Annotated in this window: 25 protein-coding genes; 10 read left to right on the top strand and 15 right to left on the bottom strand. The window is 67.8% G+C overall.

Going from position 1 to position 24,369, the window contains the following annotated elements:
* Nucleotides 1–4 precede the first annotated feature (4 nt).
* From lptD to HLA98_RS10290, 7 genes are read left to right on the top strand one after another with little or no spacing between them, the layout of a single operon-like run.
* Nucleotides 5–2,506 carry an LPS-assembly protein LptD gene (gene lptD, locus HLA98_RS10320; protein WP_080392963.1) on the top strand — a complete coding sequence of 834 codons (2,502 nt, stop codon included), beginning with the start codon at nt 5–7 and terminating at the stop codon, nt 2,504–2,506.
* The gene (locus HLA98_RS10315) at nt 2,503–3,846 is read left to right on the top strand and encodes a peptidylprolyl isomerase (RefSeq protein WP_057502031.1); all 1,344 of its coding nucleotides are present in this window, start codon (nt 2,503–2,505) and stop codon (nt 3,844–3,846) included. Before lptD ends, HLA98_RS10315 begins: the two co-directional genes overlap by 4 nt.
* Before the next feature lie 3 nt (nt 3,847–3,849).
* Nucleotides 3,850–4,830 (top strand): 4-hydroxythreonine-4-phosphate dehydrogenase PdxA, encoded by a 981-nt coding sequence (gene pdxA / locus HLA98_RS10310; protein WP_049446383.1) that lies wholly within the window; start codon nt 3,850–3,852, stop codon nt 4,828–4,830.
* Complete coding sequence (rsmA, locus tag HLA98_RS10305) at nt 4,827–5,630, top strand: 16S rRNA (adenine(1518)-N(6)/adenine(1519)-N(6))-dimethyltransferase RsmA (RefSeq protein ID WP_049446386.1); 804 nt, start codon at nt 4,827–4,829, stop codon at nt 5,628–5,630. Before pdxA ends, rsmA begins: the two co-directional genes overlap by 4 nt.
* A 13-nt stretch (nt 5,631–5,643) precedes the next feature.
* A complete protein-coding gene (gene apaG, locus HLA98_RS10300) occupies nt 5,644–6,027 on the top strand; it encodes a Co2+/Mg2+ efflux facilitator ApaG/CorD (protein ID WP_049446387.1) in 384 nt (127 codons plus the stop codon).
* A gap of 15 nt (nt 6,028–6,042) precedes the next feature.
* On the top strand, nt 6,043–7,077 hold the full coding sequence (locus HLA98_RS10295) for a symmetrical bis(5'-nucleosyl)-tetraphosphatase (RefSeq protein WP_129550572.1): 1,035 nt from the start codon (nt 6,043–6,045) through the stop codon (nt 7,075–7,077).
* The gene (locus HLA98_RS10290) at nt 7,074–7,721 is read left to right on the top strand and encodes a DUF1287 domain-containing protein (RefSeq protein ID WP_129550573.1); all 648 of its coding nucleotides are present in this window, start codon (nt 7,074–7,076) and stop codon (nt 7,719–7,721) included. Before HLA98_RS10295 ends, HLA98_RS10290 begins: the two co-directional genes overlap by 4 nt.
* Nucleotides 7,722–7,809: 88 nt before the next feature.
* Here HLA98_RS10290 and HLA98_RS10285 read toward each other — a convergent pair whose 3' ends face one another.
* From HLA98_RS10285 to HLA98_RS10240, 10 genes are all read right to left on the bottom strand, one after another.
* The gene (locus HLA98_RS10285) at nt 7,810–8,301 is read right to left on the bottom strand and encodes a dihydrofolate reductase (protein ID WP_129550574.1); all 492 of its coding nucleotides are present in this window, start codon (nt 8,299–8,301) and stop codon (nt 7,810–7,812) included.
* Between the two features lie 13 nt (nt 8,302–8,314).
* Nucleotides 8,315–8,878: a hypothetical protein gene (locus HLA98_RS10280; protein ID WP_232015477.1), complete on the bottom strand. Its 564-nt coding sequence runs from the start codon at nt 8,876–8,878 to the stop codon at nt 8,315–8,317.
* A complete protein-coding gene (locus tag HLA98_RS10275; protein WP_129550575.1) occupies nt 8,875–9,669 on the bottom strand; it encodes a thymidylate synthase in 795 nt (264 codons plus the stop codon). The genes HLA98_RS10280 and HLA98_RS10275 overlap by 4 nt, the downstream gene beginning before the upstream one ends.
* Nucleotides 9,666–10,553: a prolipoprotein diacylglyceryl transferase gene (gene lgt, locus HLA98_RS10270; protein WP_129550576.1), complete on the bottom strand. Its 888-nt coding sequence runs from the start codon at nt 10,551–10,553 to the stop codon at nt 9,666–9,668. The genes HLA98_RS10275 and lgt overlap by 4 nt, the downstream gene beginning before the upstream one ends.
* Nucleotides 10,554–10,604: 51 nt before the next feature.
* Nucleotides 10,605–11,099: a TPM domain-containing protein gene (locus HLA98_RS10265; protein ID WP_129550577.1), complete on the bottom strand. Its 495-nt coding sequence runs from the start codon at nt 11,097–11,099 to the stop codon at nt 10,605–10,607.
* Nucleotides 11,099–11,986: a TPM domain-containing protein gene (locus HLA98_RS10260; protein ID WP_129550578.1), complete on the bottom strand. Its 888-nt coding sequence runs from the start codon at nt 11,984–11,986 to the stop codon at nt 11,099–11,101. The genes HLA98_RS10265 and HLA98_RS10260 overlap by 1 nt, the downstream gene beginning before the upstream one ends.
* Nucleotides 11,987–11,989: 3 nt before the next feature.
* On the bottom strand, nt 11,990–12,610 hold the full coding sequence (locus HLA98_RS10255) for a LemA family protein (RefSeq protein ID WP_057499847.1): 621 nt from the start codon (nt 12,608–12,610) through the stop codon (nt 11,990–11,992).
* A 252-nt stretch (nt 12,611–12,862) separates the two neighbouring features.
* The gene (locus tag HLA98_RS10250) at nt 12,863–14,023 is read right to left on the bottom strand and encodes an MFS transporter (protein ID WP_057501064.1); all 1,161 of its coding nucleotides are present in this window, start codon (nt 14,021–14,023) and stop codon (nt 12,863–12,865) included.
* Nucleotides 14,024–14,245: 222 nt separating this feature from the next.
* Nucleotides 14,246–14,995, bottom strand: coding sequence for a TerC family protein (locus HLA98_RS10245; protein ID WP_005408127.1), 750 nt, complete (start codon nt 14,993–14,995; stop codon nt 14,246–14,248).
* 32 nt (nt 14,996–15,027) lie between these two features.
* Nucleotides 15,028–15,423, bottom strand: coding sequence for a diacylglycerol kinase (locus tag HLA98_RS10240; protein ID WP_049435654.1), 396 nt, complete (start codon nt 15,421–15,423; stop codon nt 15,028–15,030).
* A gap of 214 nt (nt 15,424–15,637) precedes the next feature.
* On the opposite strand from HLA98_RS10240, the gene HLA98_RS10235 reads away from it, so the two are divergent.
* Entirely contained in the window at nt 15,638–16,339 is a 702-nt protein-coding gene (locus HLA98_RS10235) for an SGNH/GDSL hydrolase family protein (RefSeq protein ID WP_057501063.1), read from the top strand.
* Between the two features lie 208 nt (nt 16,340–16,547).
* Here the strand turns inward: HLA98_RS10235 and HLA98_RS10230 are convergent, their stop codons facing one another.
* The 3 genes from HLA98_RS10230 to HLA98_RS10220 all read right to left on the bottom strand — a co-directional run bounded on the left by HLA98_RS10230 (nt 16,548) and on the right by HLA98_RS10220 (nt 19,421).
* Nucleotides 16,548–17,819 carry a sensor histidine kinase gene (locus HLA98_RS10230; RefSeq protein WP_057501062.1) on the bottom strand — a complete coding sequence of 424 codons (1,272 nt, stop codon included), beginning with the start codon at nt 17,817–17,819 and terminating at the stop codon, nt 16,548–16,550.
* Nucleotides 17,820–17,975: 156 nt separating this feature from the next.
* The gene (locus HLA98_RS10225; protein WP_002811889.1) at nt 17,976–18,689 is read right to left on the bottom strand and encodes a response regulator transcription factor; all 714 of its coding nucleotides are present in this window, start codon (nt 18,687–18,689) and stop codon (nt 17,976–17,978) included.
* Nucleotides 18,690–18,776: 87 nt separating this feature from the next.
* The gene (locus HLA98_RS10220; protein WP_057501061.1) at nt 18,777–19,421 is read right to left on the bottom strand and encodes an arylesterase; all 645 of its coding nucleotides are present in this window, start codon (nt 19,419–19,421) and stop codon (nt 18,777–18,779) included.
* Between the two features lie 75 nt (nt 19,422–19,496).
* On the opposite strand from HLA98_RS10220, the gene HLA98_RS10215 reads away from it, so the two are divergent.
* Entirely contained in the window at nt 19,497–20,144 is a 648-nt protein-coding gene (locus HLA98_RS10215) for an ABC transporter ATP-binding protein (protein ID WP_080392899.1), read from the top strand.
* Entirely contained in the window at nt 20,141–22,654 is a 2,514-nt protein-coding gene (locus HLA98_RS10210) for an ABC transporter permease (protein ID WP_057501060.1), read from the top strand. The genes HLA98_RS10215 and HLA98_RS10210 overlap by 4 nt, the downstream gene beginning before the upstream one ends.
* A 102-nt stretch (nt 22,655–22,756) precedes the next feature.
* Here the strand turns inward: HLA98_RS10210 and HLA98_RS10205 are convergent, their stop codons facing one another.
* A complete protein-coding gene (locus HLA98_RS10205) occupies nt 22,757–23,692 on the bottom strand; it encodes a DUF6607 family protein (RefSeq protein ID WP_057501059.1) in 936 nt (311 codons plus the stop codon).
* A 73-nt stretch (nt 23,693–23,765) separates the two neighbouring features.
* Nucleotides 23,766–24,365 (bottom strand): ChuX/HutX family heme-like substrate-binding protein, encoded by a 600-nt coding sequence (locus HLA98_RS10200; RefSeq protein ID WP_049448974.1) that lies wholly within the window; start codon nt 24,363–24,365, stop codon nt 23,766–23,768.
* Nucleotides 24,366–24,369: the final 4 nt, after the last annotated feature.

The raw sequence follows: 24,369 nt of genomic DNA, 5'->3' as shown, positions 1-24,369 counted from the left end.
CCGCGTGCGCCGAGCCCTCCGCCTGCTTCCCCTGCCTCTGAGCATCGCCATCAGCCTGCCGGCGATGGCCGATGAAAAGCCGCTCAACTGGGGCCTGTGCCCGGCCACCGACGTCATTCCCGCGTTCACTGACGCCCCCACCCCGGTCCCGGCCCAGGACAAGGCTGCCGCCGCGGCCGCCCGCGAGAACCAGCCGACCGACATCGAAGGCGACCAGCTGCTGGGCACCACCACCGTGCCGCAGTACGAGGGCAACGTGGCGCTGCGCCGGGGTGACCAGTTCGTCGGTACCGACAAGCTCAGCTTCGACACCGAGACCGGCAACTACATCGCCGACGGCAATGTCCGCTACCAGGACGGGTCGATCCGGATGGTCGCCAAGCGTGCCGAAGGCAACCAGGAAAGCGACACCCACAAGATCTCCGACATCAAGTACCAGCTGGTGTCGCGACGGGGCAACGGTGATGCCGAGTCGGTCGACCTGCAGGGCGCGGTCGGCCAGATGCACCGCTCCACCTACACCACCTGCGACCCCTCGCAGCCGGTGTGGAAGCTGTCGGCGCCGCAGATCGAAGTGGACAACGACGAAGGCTTCGGCACGGCCCGCAACGCCGTGCTGCGCATCGGCAAGGTGCCGGTGCTGTGGGCGCCGTACTTCAAGTTCCCGATCGATGACCGCCGCAAGACCGGCCTGTTGTTCCCGCAGCTGGGCATGTCCGGGCGCAACGGCTTCGACTACGCGCAGCCGATCTACTTCAATCTGGCGCCGAACTACGACGATACGCTGACCCCGCGCTACATGAGCCGGCGCGGCCTGCTGCTCGACAACGAGTTCCGCTACCTCTACAACGGCGGCCGCGGCGAGGTGCTGACCTCGTTCATGCCCAACGACCGCCTGCGTGACCGTGACCGCGGCCGGGTGATGTTCACCGGCTACCACAACGTGGATAGCCACTGGCAGGCCCGCGCCAACCTGGCCTGGGTCAGCGACGAGCGCTATGTCGAGGATTTCGCCAACCGCCTGGTCGGGGTCACCGCCTCCAACCTGCAGAGCACGGTGGGCCTGTATGGCACCGGCCAGAACTGGACGGCAGGCATCATGGCCGACCGCTGGCAGCTGACCGACTACACCCTCGACGAGCGCGCCCTGCCCTACAACCGCCAGCCGCGCCTGTACTTCAACTGGGACAAGCCGGTCCGTTCATGGCTGGAAACCGGCATCTACGCCGAAGCCGTGCGCTTCACCCACGACGACATCAACTTCAAGAACGCCGTCGGCACCGGCGAGGATCTGCAGTACACCCGCAATGGAGTGCAGTGGACCGACGGCGTCGGTGTCAGCGGCGGTTCGCGATTGGACGTGAAGCCGTATGTGTCATTCCCGATCAGCGGCGCGGCCTGGTATGTGACCCCGACCCTGGCCTACCGCTACACCGCCTATCAGCTGGACCGTGGCCTGGTGGATGGTGTGAGAGGCATCCAGGCCCAGATCCTGAGTTCGCAAGGCATCGACCCGAACACCGCCACACCGGAACAGCTGCGCGGCAATACCTCGCCCAGCCGCAGCCTGCCGATCGGCAGCATCGACGCCGGCCTGTTCTTCGACCGCGAAACCAGCATCCGCGGCAAGTCCTTCCTGCAGACCCTGGAACCACGCCTGTTCTACCTGCGCACGCCTTACCGCAACCAGGACGAGCTGCCGATCTTCGACACCCGTGACTTCACCTTCAGCTGGGGCCAGCTGTTCCGCGATTCGCGCTATACCGGCGCCGACCGCCAGAACGACGCCAACCAGCTGACCCTGGCGGTGAGCACCCGGTTCATCGACCAGACCACCGGCAAGGAACGTTTCTCGGCCTCGATCGGCCAGATCCAGTACTTCGATGAGTCGCGGGTGACCGTCACCCCCGGCGGCGCGCCGGTGGAAAAGGGCAAGTCGGCCTGGATCGCCGACGGCAACTACATGATCAACGACCGTTGGACCCTGGGCGCCACCTACCAGTGGGACCCGAAGTACAAGCGCGAGGATCTGGCCAGCGTCCGTGCCCGCTACCTGATGCCCAACGACGGCGTGGTCAACCTGAGCTACCGCTACCGCATCAATGCCGGCGCGCTGCCCGGCGCCAACAAGCATGACCGGACCCTGCTTGAGCAGGCCGACCTGTCGTTCCTGTACCCGCTGAACGCGCGTTGGAGCCTGGTCGGCCGCTATTACTACTCGCTGCAGGACAAGGAGCCGCTGGAAATCATCGGCGGCGTGCAGTGGGACAGCTGCTGCCTGGCCGTGCGTGTGGTCGGCCGACGCTATGTGCGCAATCGCGAAGGCGAGATGAACAACTCCATCCAGGTGGAGTTCGTCCTGAAGGGCCTGAGCTCCATCGGCCAGGACACGGACCGCACGCTGCGCCGTGCTATCCTCGGCTATAACCGCGACGACCTCTATCTGGTGCCGCCCAGCAACACCGGGGCGACCCGGGATGACTACGATCCGAATCTGATCCCATGACCAAGCGCTTCCCCGTTCTACTCGCCTCGCTGCTGGCGGTGTCCAGCGTGTCTGCCCCCCTGCAGGTGCTTGCCCAGGAGGCGCAGCCGCTTGACCGCATCGCCGCCGTCGTCGATGAGGACGTGATCCTGCAGAGCGAGCTCCAGCGTGCGATCGCCAACATCAAGGCGCAGTACGTCGGCCGTGAAAACCAGCTGCCGCCGGAAGACGTGCTCAGCCGCCAGGTGCTCGAGCGCCTGGTGCTGGTCAAGCTGCAGGTGGCCCGGGCCCAGGGCAGCGGCATCCGTATCGGCGACCAGGAGCTGAACCAGGCGATGAATGCCATCGCCCAGCAGAACGGTTCGACCCTGGACGCCCTGCGCCAGCGCCTGGCCCATGACGGCATCGACTTCAATGATTTCCGCGCTTCGGTGCGAGACGAGATCACCGTGCAGCGCCTGCGCCAGAGCTTCGCGCAGAGCCGCATCAGCGTCAGCGAGGGCGAAGTCGATGCTGCGCTGAAGCAGCAGGCCACCGTCGGCAACCAGTATCACCTGGCGCACATCCTGATTGCCCTGCCCGACGGCGCCAATGCCGACCAGATCTCCACCGGCCAGAAGAAGGCCGACGGCGTGAAGGCCCTGCTGGACAAGGGCGAGCTGGACTTCAACGCGGCCGCCGTTCGCTATTCGGACAGCCCCAATGCGCTGGAAGGCGGCGATCTGGGCTGGCGCAGCCTGGATGAAATTCCGCAGGCGTTCGCGCAGATGATGGAAAAGATGAAGCGCGGCGAAGTGGTTGGTCCGATCCGTGGCCCCAGCGGCTTCCAGCTGCTGAAGCTGGTGGACGTGCGCGATGCCAGTGCCGCTGCCGGCGCCAGCACCGTGACCGAGTACCACGGCCGCCACATCCTGGTGCGCGTGGACGATCACCAGACCGACGCGGCCGCCAAGGCCAAGATCGATACCCTGCGTGCCCGCATTGCCGGTGGCGCGGACTTCGAGACCGTGGCCAAGGAGTCCTCCGAGGACAACAACAGCAAGGGCCAGGGCGGCGATCTGGGCTGGTTCCCGGCCGACGCGTTCGGCCCGGCGTTCGGCCAGCAGGTCTCCGGCATCCAGGATGGCGGCGTCAGCCAGCCGTTCCGTACCGATGCCGGTTGGCACATCGTGCAGCGCGTAGCCACCCGCCAGACCGACGTGACCAACGACAATCAGCGTGCCCAGGTCCGCGAGACCATCGGCCGCCGCAAGCTGGAAGACGAGTACAACCGCTTCCTGCAGGAACTGCGTGGCGAAGCCTACGTCAGCTTCCGCAGCGGCGACCGCGCGGAAAACACCGCCACCCCGCCGCAGTCCTGACCGATGCGCCCCGAGCTCGCTCTGGTACCGGGCGAGCCCGCCGGGATCGGCCCGGAGCTGTGCATCCGCCTTGTCCAGCAGCCGCGTGAAGATTGCCGGCTGCTGGCCTTCGCCGATCCGGACACCCTGCGCGCGGCCGCTGCCGCGCTGAACCTGCCTCTGCAACTGCTGCCCGAGGACGCCGAAGCACGCGTCCCCGGTGATCTGCGTCTGCGCGTTGTGGCCAATACCGTGCCCAGCCACTTCGGCCAGGCCAACCCGGCCAATGCCGGTGCCGTCATCGGAGCCCTGCTCGGTGCCGGCCAGGCCTGCCTGTCCGGCGAACTGCACGGCGTGGTCACCGGCCCGGTGCACAAGGCGGTCATCAACGAAGGCGGCATCGCCTACAGCGGCACCACCGAACTGCTGGCCGACCAGGCCGGGGTAAAGGTGGTGATGATGCTGGCCAACCCCATCGTGCGCGTGGCCCTGGCCACCACCCACCTGCCATTGCGCGAGGTGGCCGATGCAATCACTGCGCCCGGCCTGGAACACACCCTGCGCACCGTGCACGCCGCGCTGCGCCGCGAGTTCGGTCTGCCCGCGCCACGCATCGCCGTGCTCGGCCTGAACCCGCATGCCGGTGAAGACGGCCATCTGGGCCGCGAGGAACTGGACCTGGTCATCCCGCTGCTGCAGCGCCTGCGCGCGGAGGGCATGGACCTGATCGGGCCGCTGCCGGCCGACACTGCCTTCCTGCCGGCCAAGCTGACCGGCTTCGACACCGTGCTGGCGATGTACCACGACCAGGGCCTGCCGGTGCTGAAGTATTCGGGCTTCGAGCAGGCGGTGAACCTGACCCTGGGCCTGCCCTACCCGCGCGTGGCGGTGGACCATGGCACCGCGCTGGACCTCGCCGGCCGCGGCATTGCCGATCCTTCCAGCCTGCAGGCGGCAACGACGCTGTGTGCGCAGCTTGCGCGGCAACGTACACTGAGCGCATGAATTCCCCGCATTCCCCCTCCGGCCCGGTGTTCACCGCCCCGGCCAAGAAGCAGCTTGGCCAGCATTTCCTGGCCGACCGCCACTACATCGACAAGATCGTGATGGCGGTCAACCCGAAAGACGGTGACCGCCTGGTCGAGATCGGTCCCGGCCAGGGTGCGATCACCCTGCCGCTGCTGCGCGTGCATCCGAAACTGACGGTGATCGAGTTCGACCGCGACCTGATCGCGCCGCTGACCGCCGCCGCCGAGCCGCTGGGCGAGCTGACCATTGTCCACCGCGACGTGCTGCGCGTGGACTTCACCGAGCTCGCTGCCGGCCAGCCGATCCGCCTGGTCGGCAACCTGCCCTACAACATCTCCTCGCCGATCCTGTTCCATGCACTGGAACATGCCGCGGTCATCCGCGACATGCACTTCATGCTGCAGAAGGAAGTGGTTGACCGCATGGCCGCCGGTCCCGGCAGCAAGGTATTCGGCCGTCTCAGCGTGATGCTGCAGGCGTACTGCGAGGTGACCTCGCTGTTCGTGGTGCCGCCGGGCGCGTTCCGGCCGCCGCCGAAGGTCGATTCGGCCGTGGTGCGGCTGGTGCCGCGCGACCCGGCCACGATCAACATCAACGACCACAAGCGTTTCGCCGAGGTGGTCAAGGCCGCCTTCGGGCAACGCCGCAAGACCCTGCGCAACGCCCTGAACAACGTGGTGTCCGCCGAACAGTTCGTTGCCGCCGGCGTGCGTCCCGATGCCCGCGCCGAACAGCTGGACGTGGCCGAATTCATCGCTTTGGCCAATGCCTCCTGATTACACTGCCGGTATGGAAGACGCTGACGTTTACGCCATCTCCGTCGAAGTCGCACCGCGCTTCCTCGACGATCAATCCGCGCCGGAAGACGGGCGCTATGCGTTCGCCTACACGATCCGCATCCACAACCAGGGACGTGTTGCCGCGCGCCTGGTCGCACGCCACTGGCGCATCACCGATGCCAACGGTCGCGTCGAGCATGTCGACGGCGACGGGGTGATCGGCGAGCAGCCACGCCTGCGTCCCGGTGAAGACTTCCATTACACGTCCGGTGTCATGCTGGGGACCGATCACGGGACCATGCAGGGCCACTACGACATGGTCGCCGACGACGGCACCGAATTTGCCGCGCCGGTCGCACCTTTCGTGCTGGCCGTCCCGCGTACCCTGCACTGACACGGAGGCCGAACGATGAGTGTGTGGGCGATCGGCGACCTGCAGGGCTGCTATGACGTCACCCAGCGATTGCTGGAGAAGATCCGTTTCGACCCGGCCCAGGACACCCTGTGGTTCTGCGGCGACCTGGTCAACCGGGGTGGCCAGTCACTGGAAACGCTGCGGCTGGTGCATTCGCTGCGCGAGCATAGCGTGGTGGTGCTGGGCAACCATGACCTTTCGCTGCTGGCCGTCGGTGCGCGCACCGAAGAGGAACAGCGCAAGGTCAACCCGGACCTGCTGCGCATCGTGCAGGCCGAGGACCGCGACGAACTGCTGGACTGGCTGCGCCTGCAGAAGCTGGTGCACGTGGACCGCGAACTGGGCTGGATGATGGTGCACGCCGGCCTGGCGCCGAAGTGGACCACGCAGATGGCCGAGAAGCATGCGGCTGAAGTCGAGGCACAGTTGCACGGCGCCGGCTACCGCAAGTTGTTCCGCAACATGTACGGCGACAAGCCGAGCTGGGCGCCCAACCTGTCCGGCTACGACCGCTCGCGCGCGATCATCAACGTGCTCACCCGCATGCGCTACTGCACCCCGCGCGGGCGCATCGGCATCGAGAACAAGGGCACGCCGGGCACGCAGGAACAGGGGCTGTATCCCTGGTTCGAAGTGCCGGGCCGGGTCGAGCGTGACCTCAAGGTCGTCTGCGGCCACTGGTCGGCGCTGGGCCTGACCATCACCCAGGGCGTGCACGCCATCGATACCGGCGCGGTCTGGGGCGGCAAGCTGACCGCGATCCAGCTCGATACCGACGAGTTGCGCGTGGTGCAGGTGCCGGGCCGCGATGTACCGGCACCGGTGCCAAACGCCCGCCCGCCGGCGCGACCGGCGCACGAGCGTCCCGCCGCTGCGGCGCAGGGCAAGGAACAGGGCGGCGGCAGTGCCCCCGCTGCCAACCCGGGCAACCGTGGCCCGCGTCGTCGTCGCCGTCGAGGCGGCGGTGGCGGCGGTGGCAGCGGTGGTTCCGGCAGTCCCAACAACAACGGCGCAGCGCCGCAGGCATGACGCGACGCGGCTGGGCACCATGGACGGTGCTGCTGCTGACGCTGGCCCTGGCCGGCGGCTGCCAGCCCACGTCGGCCCCGACTCCCACCGGCGGCGGGAGTGCAGACCACACGCCATCGCAACCGCAGGCGCCTTCGCCGCCCCTGGTGGCTGCAGCGCGCGCGCAGATCGGCGTCACCACCCGCTACGACCCTGCCTATCAGGTGCTGGCCTATCCCGGCGGAGATGTCCCGGTTGATCGCGGCGTGTGCACCGACGTGGTGGTGCGCGCCCTGCGCAGCCAGGGCCTGGACCTGCAGGCGCGCGTGCACGAAGACATGCGCGGCAACTTCAGCGCCTATCCCACGATCTGGGGCCTGTCACGACCGGATCGCAACATCGATCATCGTCGCGTACCGAACCTGATGCGCTGGTTCGAGCGGCAGGGCTGGCAGCAACCGATCACGGCCCTCGCCGCCGACTACGCGGCCGGCGACATCGTCGCGTGGAAGCTCAACGGCAACGGCCTGCTGCACGTGGGCATCGTCTCCGACCGGCGCCTGTCCAATGGCACACCGCTGGTGCTGCACAACATCGCGCGCGGCACGCGCGAAGAGAACCTGCTGTTCCAGCACACCATCATCGGGCATTACCGGAGGCCGTAGGCAATCCTGTAGAGCCGAGCCATGCTCGGCTACGGGATGTGTCCGGCAACAGCAGCCGAGCATGGCTCGGCTCTACAGGAAACCATCTTCAGCGGCGCACGTAGTGCACGAAGCGGAACGCGTAGGCGTGTCGTTCGTCGGCCGGGTGCGGCTCGCTGCTCACTTCCCGCCAGTCCTGCACGTCCACTTCGGGGAAATGGGTATCGGCAGGGACTTCGGCATCCACCCAGGTCAGGTACAGGTCACTGGCCTGGTCCAGCAGCTGGTGGAAGATCTCGCCGCCGCCGATGATGCACAGCTCGCTGGCGCCCTCGCCTTCGGCAATCGCCTTCGCCTCGTCCAGCGACGCCACCGCCCGCATGCCCTCGAACGGCACCTGGCCGCTGCGGGTCAGCACCAGGTTGGTCCGCCCCGGCAACACGCGGCCGATCGACTCGGCCGTCTTGCGGCCCATCAGGATCGGCTTGCCCAGGGTGAGCGCCTTGAAGTGCTTGAAATCATCCGGCAGGTGCCAGGGCATGGCATTGCCCTGGCCGATGCCACGGCTGCGGTCCAACGCCACGATCATCGACAGCTTCATTACGACCACCTCCTCAGCTGGCATCGATCTGCAGGCGTTCGCAGGCAGCGTTGGCGGCACTGGCGGCCCGCAACGCCGCCGCCAGCGCAGGGCTGGACGTGGACCGCTCATCCAGGCCACCGAGGATCTTCTGCTTCTGCGCCTCTTCGATATCCTTCAGGCCCGGTCCTGACAGGATGTCTGCCGACAACGCAGCCGTGTCGGTGCTGGCACGACGTGCCAGAAATGCCTGCAACTGGTCACTGGAATAGACGGTGGCAAGCTGCTGCTCGAGCGTGCGCTGATAGGCCGGATCTTCGATACCGGCCTTCAGGTGCTCGGTCATCGCCTTGTACATGCCGGTTGCCGCCTCACGCATCTGCGCCCGGCAGCCTTCCGGCACATCCTGGGGCATCATCGTGCTGCCGTTGAAGGCCCCGGCGAACGCCTGTACTTCCTCGCGCATGTGCTTGTGCACGATCTGCTCATTGACCTGCCGGGCCAACGACAGCGCATCGGCCGGTCCGGCCTGCACCATGGCCAGCGGCAGCATGCCGCACAGGCCCAGCAGGCCGCTGGAAATCAGACGGGTACTCATACCGCCACCGGCGCCTTGATGGTCGGGTGCGGATCGTAGCCGTCGATGCGGATGTCGTCGAACTGGAAACCGAACAGGTCGGTCGCCTCCGGGTTCAACCACAGCTTGGGCAGCGCGCGCGGTTCACGCGACAGCTGCTCGCGCGCCTGCTCGAAGTGATTCGAGTACAGGTGCGCATCGCCCAGCGTATGCACGAAATCACCCACGCCCAGGCCGGTGGCCTGCGCCACCATGTGGGTCAGCAGCGCGTAACTGGCGATGTTGAACGGCACGCCGAGGAAGATGTCGCCGCTGCGCTGGTACAGCTGGCAGCTGAGCTTGCCGTCCACCACGTAGAACTGGAACAGGTTGTGGCACGGCATCAGCGCCATCTGCGAGAGCTCGCCCACGTTCCAGGCACTGACCACCAGCCGCCGCGAATCGGGATTGCGCTTGATCTCGTCCACCAACCACTGCATCTGGTCGATCTCGCGGCCATCGGCAGTGGCCCAGCTGCGCCACTGCTTGCCGTAGACCGGGCCGAGGTCGCCGTTCTCGTCGGCCCACTCGTCCCAGATCCGCACTTGGTTGTCCTTCAGGTAGCCGATGTTGGTGTCGCCCTTCAGGAACCACAGCAGCTCATGGATGATCGAGCGCAGGTGCAGTTTCTTGGTGGTGACCAGCGGGAAGCCTTCGGCCAGGTTGAAACGCATCTGCCAGCCGAACACGCTGCGGGTGCCGGTGCCGGTGCGGTCGCTCTTCTCGGCGCCGTGCTCGAGCACGTGCGAGAGCAGGTCCAGGTAAGCCTTCATGCATTGTCCCCGGCAGCCACCGGCAGCTGTGGCTGCAGTACCGGCGCACGGCGCGACATCACCAGCAGCACCAGGCCGAAGGCGATCAGCGGCAGGCTGAGGATCTGGCCACGGGTCAGCCAGTCGAAGGCCACGTAGACGCCGTTGTCGGGCATGCGCACGAACTCCACCGCGAAGCGGAACAGGCCGTACATCAGCGCGAACAGGCCACCCACCAGGTAGCGGTGGCGCGGCTTGGCCGACACCGCCCACAGCACCACGAACATCACCAGGCCTTCCAGGAAGGCTTCATACAGCTGCGACGGATGGCGCGCGAACTGGTTCAGCGCGCCGGTGGCGAACTGCGCCTGCAGGGTGGCGTGGTCGAGCTGGTTCAGCGGCGCCGGCAGGCCGGACGGGAACACCACGCCCCAGGTACCGTCGGTGTACTTGCCCCACAGCTCGGCACCGATGAAGTTGCCGATGCGCCCGAAGCCCAGGCCCAGCGGCACCAGCGGCGCCATGAAATCCATGGTGTCGAAGAAATGCAGCCTGTGCTTGCGCGACCACCACCAGCAGGCGCCCAGCACGCCCAGCAGGCCGCCGTGGAAGCTCATGCCGCCATCCCATACCTTGAACAGCAGCAGCGGGTTGTGCAGGAAATCGCCCAGCGCGTAGAACAGCATGTAGCCGACGCGCCCGCCCAGCACCACGCCGAGCATGGCGTAGAACAGCAGGTCGGAGAAGCCGTTGGCGTCGACACCCGGCAGGCGCCCATCGGCAATGCGCTTGCGGCCCAGCAGCCAGGCTGCGGTGAAGCCCAGCAGGTACATGATGCCGTACCAGTGCACCTTGATCGGCCCCAGCGAGAGGGCGATGGGGTCGATGTCGTGGAAATAGATCATGGAAGGTGCCTTGCGGTTGAACGCCTATTCTCGGGCCAGCGCCGCCCCGGCTCAACCAAGGAGCTGGGGCGAGTTCGGCAACGCGTCATCGTTCGACCGCGTCGAGGCCGGAAAGTGCCCTTCGATCAGGCTGGAGACCTCGTCGATGGCATCCTGCAGCGCCTCCACCGGATGGGAACCACGCAGGCCCTCGCGCAGGTGGGTGCAGACCCGCTGCCACTGTGCGGCGCTGACCCGGCCCTGCAGGCCACGGTCGGCAATGATCTCGATGGCATGGTCAGCCAGCAGCAGGTAGATCAGAACGCCATTGTTGTGGGTGGTATCCCAGGTGCGCAGGCGCGCGAAGGCATGCTCGGCGGCCTGGCGCGGGGTGACCTTGTGCCACAGCGCGGCCAGCGGCAGGTCCGCTTCCACCGCGAACATCACCTGCCCGCCGTGGCGCTGCTCACCGGCTGCGATGGCCTCGGTGATCGCCTGCAGCGTGGCCGGCGGGAACGCGCGCCGTACCGACGGCGAAAACACATGGCGACACAGTCGTTGGATCATCACCAGCCCCCCGAAGCACCGCCACCACCGGAGCGGCCACCACCGCCGCCCCAGCCGCCGCCACCACCGAATCCACCGCCCCCGCCGAAGCCGCCTCCGCCGCCCCAGCTGCCACCTCCCCAGCCACCCCCACCGGCAAAGCGGCCCGGGTGACCGGAGAGCATGGCCACGATCAGCCCTACGACGCCTGCCAGGCCACTGGCCAGCAGCGTGGAGGTGAACAGGAACGCCGCCAGCGCCGCACCGGCACCGCCGAGCAGGCCACGCAGCGGACGCGGCACGCGCGAGAACACGCCGCGCAGGATGCTGCCGGCGAACACGCCGATGAACAGCGCCAGGAACCAGGTATCACCGCCACCGCTGGGCTCACGCCCGCGATGGCCGCTGACCGGTGCCGGCAGCGTTTCGCCGTCGATCAGCTTGACCAGCACCGCCGTCGCGTCGGTGATACCACCGGCGTAGTCACCGCTTCGGAAGCGCGGCACCAGGTATTCCTGGATGACCCGGTTGGCGATGGCATCGGGGATGGCACCTTCAAGTCCGTAGCCCGGCTCGATGCGCACACGCCGGTCATCCTTGGCCACCACCAGCAGCACGCCGTCATCCACGCCCTTGCGGCCGATCTGCCATTGGTCGAAGACCCGCGTGGTGTACTGCGCGATGTCCTCCGGCTCGGTGGTGGGCACCACCAGCACCTGCAGCTGGCTGCCCTTGCGCTGCTGCAGCTCAATCGCCTGCTGCACCAGCGCCTGCTTCTGCGTGGCATCCAGCGTGCCGGTGGTATCGACCACCGGCGAATCCAGCGCCGGAATCGGAGCGAGCTGCTGTGCATGCGAAGCCAGCGGCAGCCACAGCAGCAGGGCCAGCAGCGCAGTGGCCAGGCGCATCGATCAGTGCCCCGGCTGCGGTGCCGGCTGCTGCTGCGGCGTGTTGCCGAAATCGACCGCCGGCGCGTTGGAGATCTGCGCTTCGTTTTCCACGGTGAAGTTCGGCTTGGTCTTGTAGCCGAAGAGCTTGGCGGTGATCACCTGCGGGAACGAGCGGATGTAGGTGTTGTAGTCCTGCACCTGCTGGATGTAACGGCCGCGGGCGACGGTGACCCGGTTCTCGGTACCTTCCAGCTGCGCCTGCAGGTCGCGGAAGTTCTGGTTGGACTTCAGCTCCGGGTAGTTCTCGGTGACCACCAGCAGCCGCGACAGCGCGCTGCCCAGTTCGCCCTGGGCCTGCTGGAACTGCTTGAGCGAGGCTTCGTCGTCGGCATTGACGTTGATCTGGCCGACACGCGAACGAGCGTTGGTGACTTCGGTCAGCACCCGCTCTTCCTGGCTGGCGAAGCCCTTCACGGTCTGCACCAGGTTGGGCACCAGGTCGGCACGCCGCTTGTACTGGTTGATGACCTCCGACCAGCTGGCCTTGACCGCTTCATCCTTCTGCTGGATGGCGTTGTAGCCGCAGCCGGACAGCAGGGAGGCCAGCAGCATCAGGGGCAGGACACGGGTGAACAGGCGCATGGCGGAGGTTCCGGGTGGGCTTGGCGCCGAGCATGCCACGGTTCGGGTGAAAGACCGGCCATCGGGCGCCGCCCCCTCCGCGGTGTTGTGTTTGCTGGATATCAGGGCTGGCCGGGAGGGTGGGTTGGCTGGGGGACGCCGTGAATACGTCCATGTAGGCTCGGTCGCGCCATCCCACGGATAGCCAGCTTTTGACGTTGACGTTGATTGCAGCGGGTGCAGGGCTGCAAGCCCTGCCGGAACCCCTCCCCCTCAGCAGGCTTCAGCCACCGCAGTGCGCGGACGCCCCAGCCACGCCAGCAGCAGGCCCGATGCAGCCAGCAGGCCACCGGCCACCGGAACCGCGGCGTAACCCAGCCCCGAACTGATCACCGCACCACCCAGCGCGGCACCCACCGCATTGCCCAGGTTGAACGCACCGACGTTGATCGACGACGCCAGGCCCGGCGCCTCGCTGGCCGCCTGCATCACCCGGATCTGCAGCGGCGGCACGATGGCGAAGGTCGCTGCGCCGAACAGCAGCACGCCCAGCGCCGCAGTGGCGTGGCTCATGAAGGCCAGTGGCAGCACGAACATGAGTACGGCCAGGACCGCCAGCAGGATGCGCGTGGCGCCATCCAGCGACCAGTCAGCCATGCGCCCGCCGATGCCGTTGCCGAAGGTGAAGCCGATGCCGATCAGGGCCAGCGACATCGCGATGAAGGCGTTGGAGGCGCCGGTCAACTCGGTCAGTACCGGTGCGACGTAGGTATAGAGGGTGAACATCGCACCGGCGCCGAGCACGGTGGTGGCCATCGCCAGCAGCACCTGCGGTTGCAGGATCGCCTTCAGTTCACGGCGCACGTCCGGGCGCGGTCCCGGCGCGGACGCCGGCAGCGCGAAGCCCAGCGCGGTGATCGCGACCAGGCCCAGCACCGCAGTACCGGCGAAGGACAGGCGCCAGCCCAGCTGCTGGCCCACCCAGGTTGCCAGCGGCACACCACCAATGTTGGCGATGGTCAGGCCCATGAACATGGTGGCCACGGCGGCAGCCTGCTTTTCCTTCGGTACCAGGCTGGCGGCGACCACTGCACCGATGCCGAAGAAGGCACCGTGATTGAGGCTGGTGACCAGACGCGACAGCAACAGCAGGCCGTAGTTCGGGGCCAGTGCCGAGAGCAGGTTGCCGACCACGAAGATCGACATCAGCAACATCAGCGCGGTGCGCTTGCCGAAACGGCCCATCAGCAGGGTCATCACCGGGGCACCCAGCATCACGCCGACGGCATAGGCGGTGATCAGCATGCCGGCGGTGGGAATGCCGACGCCCACGCCGTCGGCGATGACCGGCAGCAGGCCCATCGGCGCAAACTCGGTGGTTCCGATGGCGAAGGCGCCGACGGCAAGCGCCAGCAAGGCGGCTCTGGAATTCATGGGGGGTCCTGGGGGCGGGATTCGGGAGTGCGTAGCCTGCGCGCTTTGCTGCGCCGGATTAAGCCTCGCCCCGGGAAAACACTGTTGATCCAGGTTCACAAGTGGGGCCCGGAAACCCGCTACAAGTGCAAAAAACGCAGCGCCATGGTGAAGCCGAGCCCCCACAACGCAGAACCCCCGGCATGCCGGGGGTTCCGAGGGACACACACGCCAGTGGCGCGGTTACCAGTTACCGGCACCCGGCACGTTGTGCTCGCGGGCGCGACGGCGCATCAGCAGGTTCAGCCACTCGACCAGCACCGAGAAGCCCATCGCGGCGTAGATGTAGGGCTTGGGCACGTGCACGTCCAGGCCGTCCAGGATCAGCACCGCGCCGATCATCAGGATGAAGGCCAGGGCCAGCATCTTCACGGTCGGGTTGGCATCGATGAAGCGGCCCAGCGGGTTGGCGGCCAGCAGCATCACCAGCACCGACAGCAGGATGGCGGCCACCATCACCGGGATGTGGTCGGCGATGCCGACGGCGGTGATCACCGAGTCCAGCGAGAACACGATGTCGATCACCGCGATCTGCGCGATCACGTAGCCGAACACGGCCGAGGCCTTGGTGGTGCTGGGGTCTTCGTCCTCGCCACCGCTGATCAGTTCCTTGATCTCCATGCAGCCCTTGATGATCAGGAACAGGCCGCCGACGATCAGCACCAGGTCACGGATGGAGATGCCCATGCCAGCCACCGTGAACAGGTTGGCCGCCATATGTGCCAGATACGCCAGCGACACCAGCAGGCCAATACGGGTGATGCAGGCCACCGCGATGCCGAGCTTGCGCGCGAACGGGCGGCGCTCTTCGGGCAGTTTGCTGACGGCGATGGAAATGAACACCAGGTTGTCGATGCCGAGCACGATTTCCAGCGCGCTGAGCGTGAACAGGGTCACCCAGGCATTGGGGTCGGCGAGGAACTCAAAGGACATGGAAACTCTTCAGGGCAGTGGGGGAATGGGGATCAGCCGTAATTGCCGGCCATTGCGTGCGGGACCACGACCAGCGCCCAGCACAGAAGCACGTTCATCATCAGCACGAAGACCGCCGCCGAGCCCATGTCCTTGGCGCGGCCGGCCAGCTCGTGGATCTCGCTGCCGTAACGTTCGATCACCGCCTCGATGGCCGAGTTGGCCAGTTCCATCGCCAGCACCAGCAGCATCGAACCGATCAGCAGCGCGCGCTCGACCGGGGTCTGGCCCAGCCAGATCGCGACCGGAGTCAGCAGGATCAGCAGGTAGACCTCCAACCGGAACGAGGACTCATGCAGCCAGGCGGCGCGCAGGCCCTGCCAGGACCAGCGGGCGGCCTGGAAGATGCGGCGCGGGCCGCGGGGCAGATGGCCGAACTGATCAGCCACGGGTGGAACATCCAGCAACAGGGGCGCGGCGCAGCGACCGCTCAGACGCACGGCAGGGAATCATGGGTGCACAGGGATGGGCAGATGGCCGCCATTTTGCCACAAGGCCGCCAGCCGCATCCCGCGCACCGGCCCGGTGAATGGACTGCCAGGGGCAAGCCCCGGCCCGCCCCAGCTTCTATGATGGCGTTCCCCTTCCCTGCTGGAGCGCCTGATGTCCCGTCGCCGTACCTGCCTGCTGATGCTGGGCCTGCTGACCGCCGCCCCCCTGGCCCATGCGCTGGGCCCGGCCAAGCCGCCGCGCGTGCCCGAGCAGGTCTCCAACGTGGCCTGGGCCGGCGATATGGCCCGCTTCGCCAGCGCCGACCAGGCCAGCCCGCCGCCGCGCGGTGGCATCGAATTCATCGGCAGCTCCTCCATCCGCTTCTGGGAGAGCCTGGCCACCGACTTCCCCGGCCAGCCGGTGTTCAACCGCGGTTTCGGCGGTTCGGAAGTGCGCGACAGCACCTGGTATGCCGGCCAGATCGTGGTGCCGTATGCGCCGTGCAAGGTGTTCTTCTACGCCGGTGACAACGACCTCAACAGCGGCCGCAGCGCCGTGCAGGTGCGCGACGATGTGGCCGCCTTCGTGCAGCGCGTGCATCGCGACCTGCCAAAGACCAAGGTCGAGTACCTGTCGATCAAGCCGAGCCCGTCGCGTGCGCATCTGCTGCCGGCGATCAACGAGGCCAACACGCTGATCAAGGCCGCCCTGGCCAAGCTGCCCAACACCGGTTTCACCGACATCTACACGCCGATGCTGGGTGCCGACGGCCAGCCGGATGCGTCGCTGTTCCGCGAGGACATGCTGCACATGACCCCGGCCGGGTATGCGATCTGGACCAGGGCGCTGGCGCCGAAGGTCAACTGCAACTGAGCAACCCCATCCACGCATGGCGTGGATCTACTGCGGATCGCGGGAATCTGTCGAAGGCGGGGCGGTGTGGGTTTGCAGGACCGTTGGCGCCATGGGCGGGTTTACGGCGTGTCCTGCAAACCCACACCGCCCCGCCATTCCACGGAATGCCCGCTTTTGATGTTGATGTTGCCTCGGCGGGTGCCGGGCGCAGCCCGGCAAAATCCCTCTACCGGAACATCACCGTGGCCTCGGTGCCCTGCCCCGGCTCGCTGGCCAGGCTGACCTTCCAGCCGAAGCGGTCGCACAGCCGGCGCACGATCGACAGGCCCAGGCCGGTGCCCTGCGGGCGGCTCGGCTCGGCGCGGTAGAACGGTTCGAAGGCCCGCGACAGTGCCTCGGCGGACATGCCGATGCCGGTATCGCGCACCACCACCCGGTCGTTGTACACATGCACGTCGATGCGCCCTTCGTCGGTGTAGCTGCAGGCGTTGCGCACCAGATTGCTGACCACCACCTGCAGCACCCGCGGCGGCGCATGCAGCTGCACCGGGCCATCGCTGTGCAGATGCACCGACACCGGGCGCGTACCCAGCAACTCGTTGGCGTTGTCCACTTCGTAGCGGACGATGTCGTTGACGTCGAACAGTTCGATCTGCGGTTCGACGTCTGCCTCGCGGGCCAGGATCAGGAACGCATCGATCACCGCCTCCATGTCACGGCCGGCGCGCTGGATGCGCTGCAGGCTGCGGCGCAGGCGCGGCTCCAGGCTGTCATCGCCAAGCGCCATGTCGCTGGCAACGCGAATCACGGTCAGCGGCGTGCGCAGTTCGTGGCTGGCGTCGCGGGTGAAGTTGCGCTCGCGCGCCACATGCGCGCTGACCCGGTTGGCCAGCGAATGCAGTGCGGCCGCCAGCTGCCGGGTCTCGCCCTGCATGTCCGCCGGCAGCTTGTTCGGCTCCAGGTCGGCCGCCTCCGGGTGGCCCGGGTCCCAGCGTGAGACGCGCCGCGCCAGCCAGTTCACCGGCGACACCAGGCGCTTGGAGGCCCGATAGGTGACCCAGCTGGCGCCATACACCGCAAGCAGGGTCAGCAGCACCGGTACGATGCCGAACCAGAACGCCAGCATCTCCGCGCGCGAGCGCAGGAACACCAGGTACAGGCGGCCGGCCGGGCGCACATCGACCAGCACCAGCTGGTCGTCCTTGGGCAGCTCGTGGAAGCCGGGCTCAAGATTGCGCAGGTTGGCCGGCAACGACAGGGCCGACTGCCCGCTTTCCAGCAGGTAGCCGCGGATGTTCTGGGTGTTGGGCGGCGGCTGCACCGGCGAGGCCTCGTGCAGCGTCCAGAAGTACGCCGCCTCCTCGCGCAGGGCGGCGCCGACCAGGCTGTGCTTGATCACCAGCGAGACCAGCCACGCGCCCAGCAGGATGCCCAGGCTGGCCAGCACTGCCTGCAGGATGAAAGCGATACGGATCTTGCGCGGCAGGCCGTGCGGCATTGCGGGGTCCCGGTCAGAGCGCTGCGATTATAGGCAGCGCTCTGCGCCGTAGTCGTGCACGGGGGCTGACCGGCGGCGCTGCCGACCGGTCATCAGCTGCCCGGGTGCGTGGCGATTGCCCGGCCACGCCTGTTCCTGCACCTGTGGCGGCCCTGCTCAGGCCATCGGTTGGGCGATGTCGGCAATGCGGTAACCGGCGCTCTGCACGGTGTGCAGCAGCGGACGGTCGAACGGCTTGTCGATGATCTTGCGCAGGTTGTACAGGTGGCTGCGCAAGGTGTCCGAGTCCGGCAGGCCGTTGCCCCAGATCTCGCGTTCGATCTCCTGGCGGGTGACCACGCGCGGCGATTCGCGCATCAGGATGGTCAGCAGGCGCAGGCCGATCGGCGACAGCTGCAGCTCGGTACCGGCACGGGTGGCACGCATGCTGACCGGATCGAGCACCAGGTCGGCGACCTTCAGCACTTCCGAACCCACCTGGCGACGTTCGCGGCGGATCAGCGCGCGCAGGCGGGCTTCCAGCTCCTGGATCGCGAACGGCTTGGTCAGGTAGTCATCGGCGCCGAAACCGAGGCCGGTGAGCTTGTCGTCCAGCGTGTCGCGTGCCGTGAGCATCAGCACCGGGGTGGACTTGCGCGCATCGTTGCGCAGGCGACGGCACACTTCGATGCCATCCAGGCGCGGCAACATCAAGTCGAGCACCACGACGTCATAGCTGTTCTCCGCCGCAAGGCGGTAGCCATCCAGGCCGTCCTGTGCATAGTCGACTTCGAAGCCGCGACCTTCCAGGTATTCCCCGATCATCTCGGAGATGTTGCGGTTGTCTTCGACCACCAGCACCAAGCCGGAGGTCTCCTTCGTCTGACGCATGTGATTCCCTCTAACTTCAGCTTTGTGAAACATGCCGGATCGACGGTGGACGCGATGTGAAGTTCCGTCAAGAGGTACACAAACGGTTCAGAGCAGCGGCCTGAGCAGCGGCCAGACGTTGTCCAGCACCTTTGGCTGCGCCTGCGCGGTCGGGTGCAGGCCGTCGGCCTGCATCATGCCCGGCTGCAGGGCCACGCCCTCCAACAGGAACGGCAGCAGCGGCACCTTGTACTGCGTGGCCAGCGCCTTGTAGGCCGCCGCCAGGCGCTGGCGGTAGGCCGGTCCGTAGTTGGGCGGTACGTCGATGCCCAGCAGCAGCACCTTGGCACCGGCCTTCTGGCTGGCCTGCACCATCCTTTCCAGGTTGCCCTGCACCTGCGCCGGGGTCAGTCCGCGCAGCGCGTCATTGCCGCCAAGGGCAATCACCACCACGGTCGGTTTTTCCTTGGCCAGCAGGCCTGGCAGCCGGGTGAGCGCACCGGCGGTGGTCTCCCCGCTCATGCTGGCGTTGACGATGCGCGCCGGCGTTTTCGACTGCTGCCTGACCCGCTGCTGCAGCAGGCTGACCCAGCCGGCGTCGGCGGGGATATTGTGGGCTGCACTGAGGCTGTCGCCGAGGACCAGCACGGTGCCGGCCGGACCTTTGGCACAGGCCGGCCCGGGCAGCAGCAGGAACCCTAGCAGCAGCACCATCATCACGCCGGCTCGCCGGCTCCATCCCGTCTTGCGCATTGGAGTCTCCTCATCGACAGCCTGTCCCCCCGCAGCGCGTCCGTTGCCATCGCCGTCGACCAGGTCGGCAAATCCGTGCAGGGCCCGGAGGGTGAAGTCCACATACTGGACAACATCACCCTGACCGTCCATGAAGGCACCAGCGCGGCCATCGTCGGCGCCTCCGGTTCCGGCAAGACCACCCTGCTCGGCCTGCTGGCCGGGCTGGACCTGCCCAGCCGAGGCCGCATCAGCCTGGCCGGCCAGAATCTGGCGGCACTGGATGAGGAATCTCGCGCCCAGCTGCGCGCGCGTGAGGTCGGCTTCGTGTTCCAGAGCTTTCACCTGCTGCCGGCGCTGACCGCCGCCGAGAACGTGGCGCTGCCACTGGAGCTGGCCGGGCGCGAGGACCGCGCGCGCGTCGATGAGGTGCTGGCCCAGGTCGGCCTGGCCCATCGCGCCCGCCATTACCCGCGCCAGCTGTCCGGCGGCGAGCAGCAGCGCGTGGCGCTGGCACGTGCCTTCGTCACCCGCCCGCGCATCCTGTTCGCCGATGAACCGACCGGCTCGCTGGACCACGCCACCGGCCAGCACATCAGCGACCTGCTGTTCGAACTCAACGCCGGCAGCGGCACCACCCTGGTGCTGGTCACCCACGACCTGCGCCTGGCCCAGCGTTGCCAGTACATCCACCGCATCGACGACGGCCGCCTGCTGCCGGTCGAGCGCGGGGCGCAGGCATGAACCTGCTGCGGCACGCGTGGCGCGCGCTGCGCCGCGAGGCGCTGGCCGGCGACCTGCTGACGGTGTTCGCCGCGCTGGTGCTGGGCGTAGCAGTGATGACCGCAGTGGGCACGCTGGTGAACCGGGTCAACCTGGCGCTGACCGGCAGCGCGGCGGAAATGCTCGGCGGCGACCTCGGCATCGCCGGGCGCGACGATCCATCGCAGGCGTTCGCCGACGAGGCACAGCGGCGTGGACTGGCCCACACCCGTATCGCCAGTTTCGGCAGCGTGCTGTTCAACGGCGATGCCAGCCAGATGGCCAGCATCAAGGCGGTGCAGGCGGGCTATCCGCTGCGTGGCACGCTACGGGTGCGGGCCACACCCGGCGGCGCCCTGATCGCCGAGGCCGGCATGCCGCCCAAGGGCCAGGCCTATGCCGACCCGCGCCTGTTGCAGGGACTGGGGCTGAAGGCCGGCGATGACCTCGAATTCGGCGCCGGCACGCTGCGCATCGCCGGCATCATCGAGGCCGAGCCCGATGCCGGCGGCGACCTGCTGACGCTCTCCCCCACCCTGCTGGTCAACCGCGCCGATGTGGAGGGCACCGGACTGCTCGGCCCCGGCAGCCGCATCAACTACCGGCTGATGTTCGCCGGAGCAGCCGACCAGATCGCTGCGCTGCGGCAATGGCTGCTGCCGCAGGTGAAGGGCCTTCGCCTGCTGAGCGTGGACGACACCCAGCGCGGTGTGCGCCAGGCCTTTGATCTTGCCGGACGCTTCCTCGGCCTCAGCGCGCTGCTTGCGGTGCTGCTGGCCGGCGTGGCTACGGCGCTGGCGGCCAACCGCTTCGCGCTGCGCCGCATCGACCAGGTGGCGATCCTGCGCTGCCTGGGCGCGCGCCAGCGCGACATTCTGTCCGGTCTGGCACTGCAGCTGCTGATGCTGGCAGTGCCGGCCTGCGCACTCGGCATCGGCCTGGGCATGGCGGCGCAGGAAGGTCTGGTGCAGGTACTGGGCAGCCTGGTGCCGCAGCGCTTGCCGCTGCCCGAGGCAATGCCGGCGCTGACCGGCGCCGGCATCGGCCTGTTGCTGCTGTTCGGCTTCGGCCTGCCGCCGCTGCTGCGCCTGCGCGGGGTGCCGCCGATGCGCGTGCTCAACCGCTCCTTCGCCGCCCTGCCGCCGGCCTCGCTGCTGGCCTACGTGGCGGCACTGGCGGCCAGCCTGCTGCTGGCGGTTCAGGTCACCGACGACCTCAAGCTGGCGTTGTGGGTGCTGGGCGGCCTGGCCGCGCTGGCGCTGGCCGCCGGCGTGGTCGGCTTCGTGCTGTTGCAGCTGCTGCGCGGCCTGCAGCACCGCCTGCACGGCCACTGGCGGCTGGGCCTGGCCGCCCTGACGCGGCGCCGCCTGCTGGCCGTGATGCAGCTGGTGGGGCTGTCGCTGTCGCTGTGTGCGCTGTTGCTGCTGGCTGTGACCGGCCCCGGCCTGCTGCAGCAGTGGCGCGAGCGGCTGCCGGCGGACACGCCGAACTACTTCCTGATCAACATCCAACCCGAACAGCGTGACAGCGTGCTGGCCGCGCTGCGCGGACTGGGGGCCAACGACGCCAGCATCGAACCGATGGCGACCGGCCGCCTGATCGCCATCAACGGCAAGCCGCCGTTGCGCGTGGACCGCGAGCCCGTTCAGGACGGGCAACCGGCGCAGGGCGGCCAGCGCGATGACGATGACGAGAACCGGCCGCTGAATTTCAGCTGGCGCAGCAGCTTCCCGCCGGCCAATACGCTGATGAACGGCACCTTCTGGACGCCCGACAGCACGGCGCCGGAGGCGTCGGTTGAAATCGGCTGGGCCAAGCGCTACGGCGTGTATCCGGGCGACCGCATCACCATTGCAGTCGGCGAGCAGGAGCGCGAGTTCACCGTCACCAGTGTGCGCAAGGCCGACTGGAACACCTTCCGGCCGAACTTCTTCGTGCTGCTCAATCCCAACGCGGTGGGCGACACCCCGCACAACCTGTTGTCGGCATTCCATCTGCCGGCCGGCAGGGCGGCCGGGCTGGGCGAGCTGGTACGCGCGCAGCCCAACCTGTCGCTGCTGGACGTGGACGCGGTGATCTCGCAGGTGCGCGATGTGATGGAGCGGGTCGCGCAGGCGGTGCAGCTGGTGATGGTGTTCAGCCTGCTGGCCGGCGTGCTGGTGCTGCTGGCCGCGCTGCAGGCCACGGCGGGCGAGCGCCGCTACGACAGCGCGGTGCTGCGCACGCTGGGCGCGACCCGGCGCCAGCTGCGCGGTGCGGTGCTGGTGGAGTTCGGCGCACTGGGCACGCTGGCCGCGTTGCTTGCAGTGGGTGCGGCCGCTGCCATCGGTGTGGCGGTCTCGCAGAAGGTGTTCGAGCTGCCGTTGCTGCCGCCGTGGCCGGGCCTGCTGATCGGCGGCGTGGTCGGCATCGGGTTGAGCCTGCTGGCGGGTTGGTGGGGCACGCGGGCGATCCTGCATACGCCGCCGGCATTGGCGCTGCGCGAGGCCTGAATCGGTTGCGCCTCCGGACGGCGTGCCGAGCAAGCCCGGCACCCACCGGAAGCAGGTGGATGCGGTGCCGGGTACACCCGGCACCCATCTCCATCGCGCCGATCAACCTTCCTTCGGCGCCTTTTCCACGTACTTGGCGAACACTTCGTCGATCTGCTTGTCCTTCACCTTCTTGCCGGACTGGATTTCTTCGGCCTGGGTGAACAGCGGAATGATCATCGCCATGCCGTCGATCTTGGTCTTCAGGTGCACGCCCGGGGCCTGGCCGAGGAAGCCGTCCCAACGCTGGCGCACCTTGGCCCAGTAACCGGCAGTGGCCTTCCAGTAGTCACGCGCCGGGGTGAAGTCGACTTCGGTGGTCTTCACGTAGTCGTTGAAGCCGAACTCGCGTGCGATCTCCACCTGGCTGCCGTCGGCGTTGCGCTTCACCTTGGTGTTGAACTGCTCGTGGGTCCAGCCATTGGGCGTGAGCGTGTGGCGGTTGACCACGGCCAGCGCGTTGTAGTCGCTGCGCTTGGTGTACTCACGGCGCGGCAGCGGGCGCCAGCTCAGATCGCTGGTCCAGCTCGGCACGTTGTTGGTGTAGGTCCAGCTGCCGGTGCCGCAGTAGCGCGGTGCATCGCTCACTTCGTACACGCACTGGGTCCAGGCGCCCTGGTTCACCGCCGCCGGAATGCTGCGCACCTTCCAGGTCTGGTCGGCACTGAATTCGAAGCGGTTGGGTGCTTCGTAGACCCAGTCCTGACGCCAGTGCTTGGTGATGTGGCCGCTCTTTTCATCCAGCAGCAGGTGCTGCAGCACGATGCGCTTCGGGGTGTCCTCGACCACGATGACCACTTCGCTGCCGCCGCTGCGCATCGCCGGCGCACGCTCGTAGCCGGGCTTCAGCAGCACGGTCTCGTCGAAGGCGAAATCGACGGTGTACTCGCCCTGCATGGCGAGGATGCTGTCGTGGTCACGAGCGATATCGGAGGGCTGCGCGCCGGCCGCGCCGCTGGCGGCGAGCAGCAGCATCGCGCTGGCTGTCTGGAACTTCATCAGGGTCTTCCTTCGGGGTTGCAGATTCATTGAGCGGCCATCCGTGGCCAACGGGCGTTCCATCAGGAGAGGGTCACAGGCGGATCAGCGGCAGGTCGCCGGGAACCCGCAGCGCCGGACGCCGCGCGGCATCGGCACAGCAGCAGTCGTCAATCGCCAGTTCGCCTTCAGCGTTTTCCAGGCGGGCGATGCGGCGCGCGGTGGCCGCGCCCAGCGAAGACAGGGTCGACAGGCTGGCAGCCAGCGTGCGCCCGTCGTCGGCGGCATGCAGGCGCAGCGCGCACAGGCGCCAGCGCTGGCCACCGAGATGGCCGGCCAGGCGCCGCCACAGGCGTTCGCCGACGCTGCCATCGCTGTCGTGTTCCGGTCCCGGCGGCAGCGCGGCTACCAGCCGGTCCCAGGCCAGGAAGTCGCTGTCCGGCAGCAGGTACAGGCGCCACACGCAGCGGCCGCGGCCATCAAGGAAGCACAGGCTTTCGCGCAGGCCCTCGCTGTCCACGCCCTGGCAGGCGTGCACGCGTACGGCCTGGCGCCACCCGCCCAGCTCGTTGCCGTCGGCGTGGTACAGGCACAACACGGTGCCGAGCGTGGCCAGCTGTGCCGGGGTCGGCCAGGCCGCGCTGTGCGGCGCGGCGATGGAATCATTCCTGCGTGCGGACAGTGCTCGGCTCATGAGG

The sequence above is a fragment of the Stenotrophomonas africana genome, assembly GCF_013004645.1.
In the GTDB taxonomy this organism is placed as follows: domain Bacteria; phylum Pseudomonadota; class Gammaproteobacteria; order Xanthomonadales; family Xanthomonadaceae; genus Stenotrophomonas; species Stenotrophomonas africana.
This window is presented reverse-complemented; position numbering and strand designations above follow the sequence as displayed.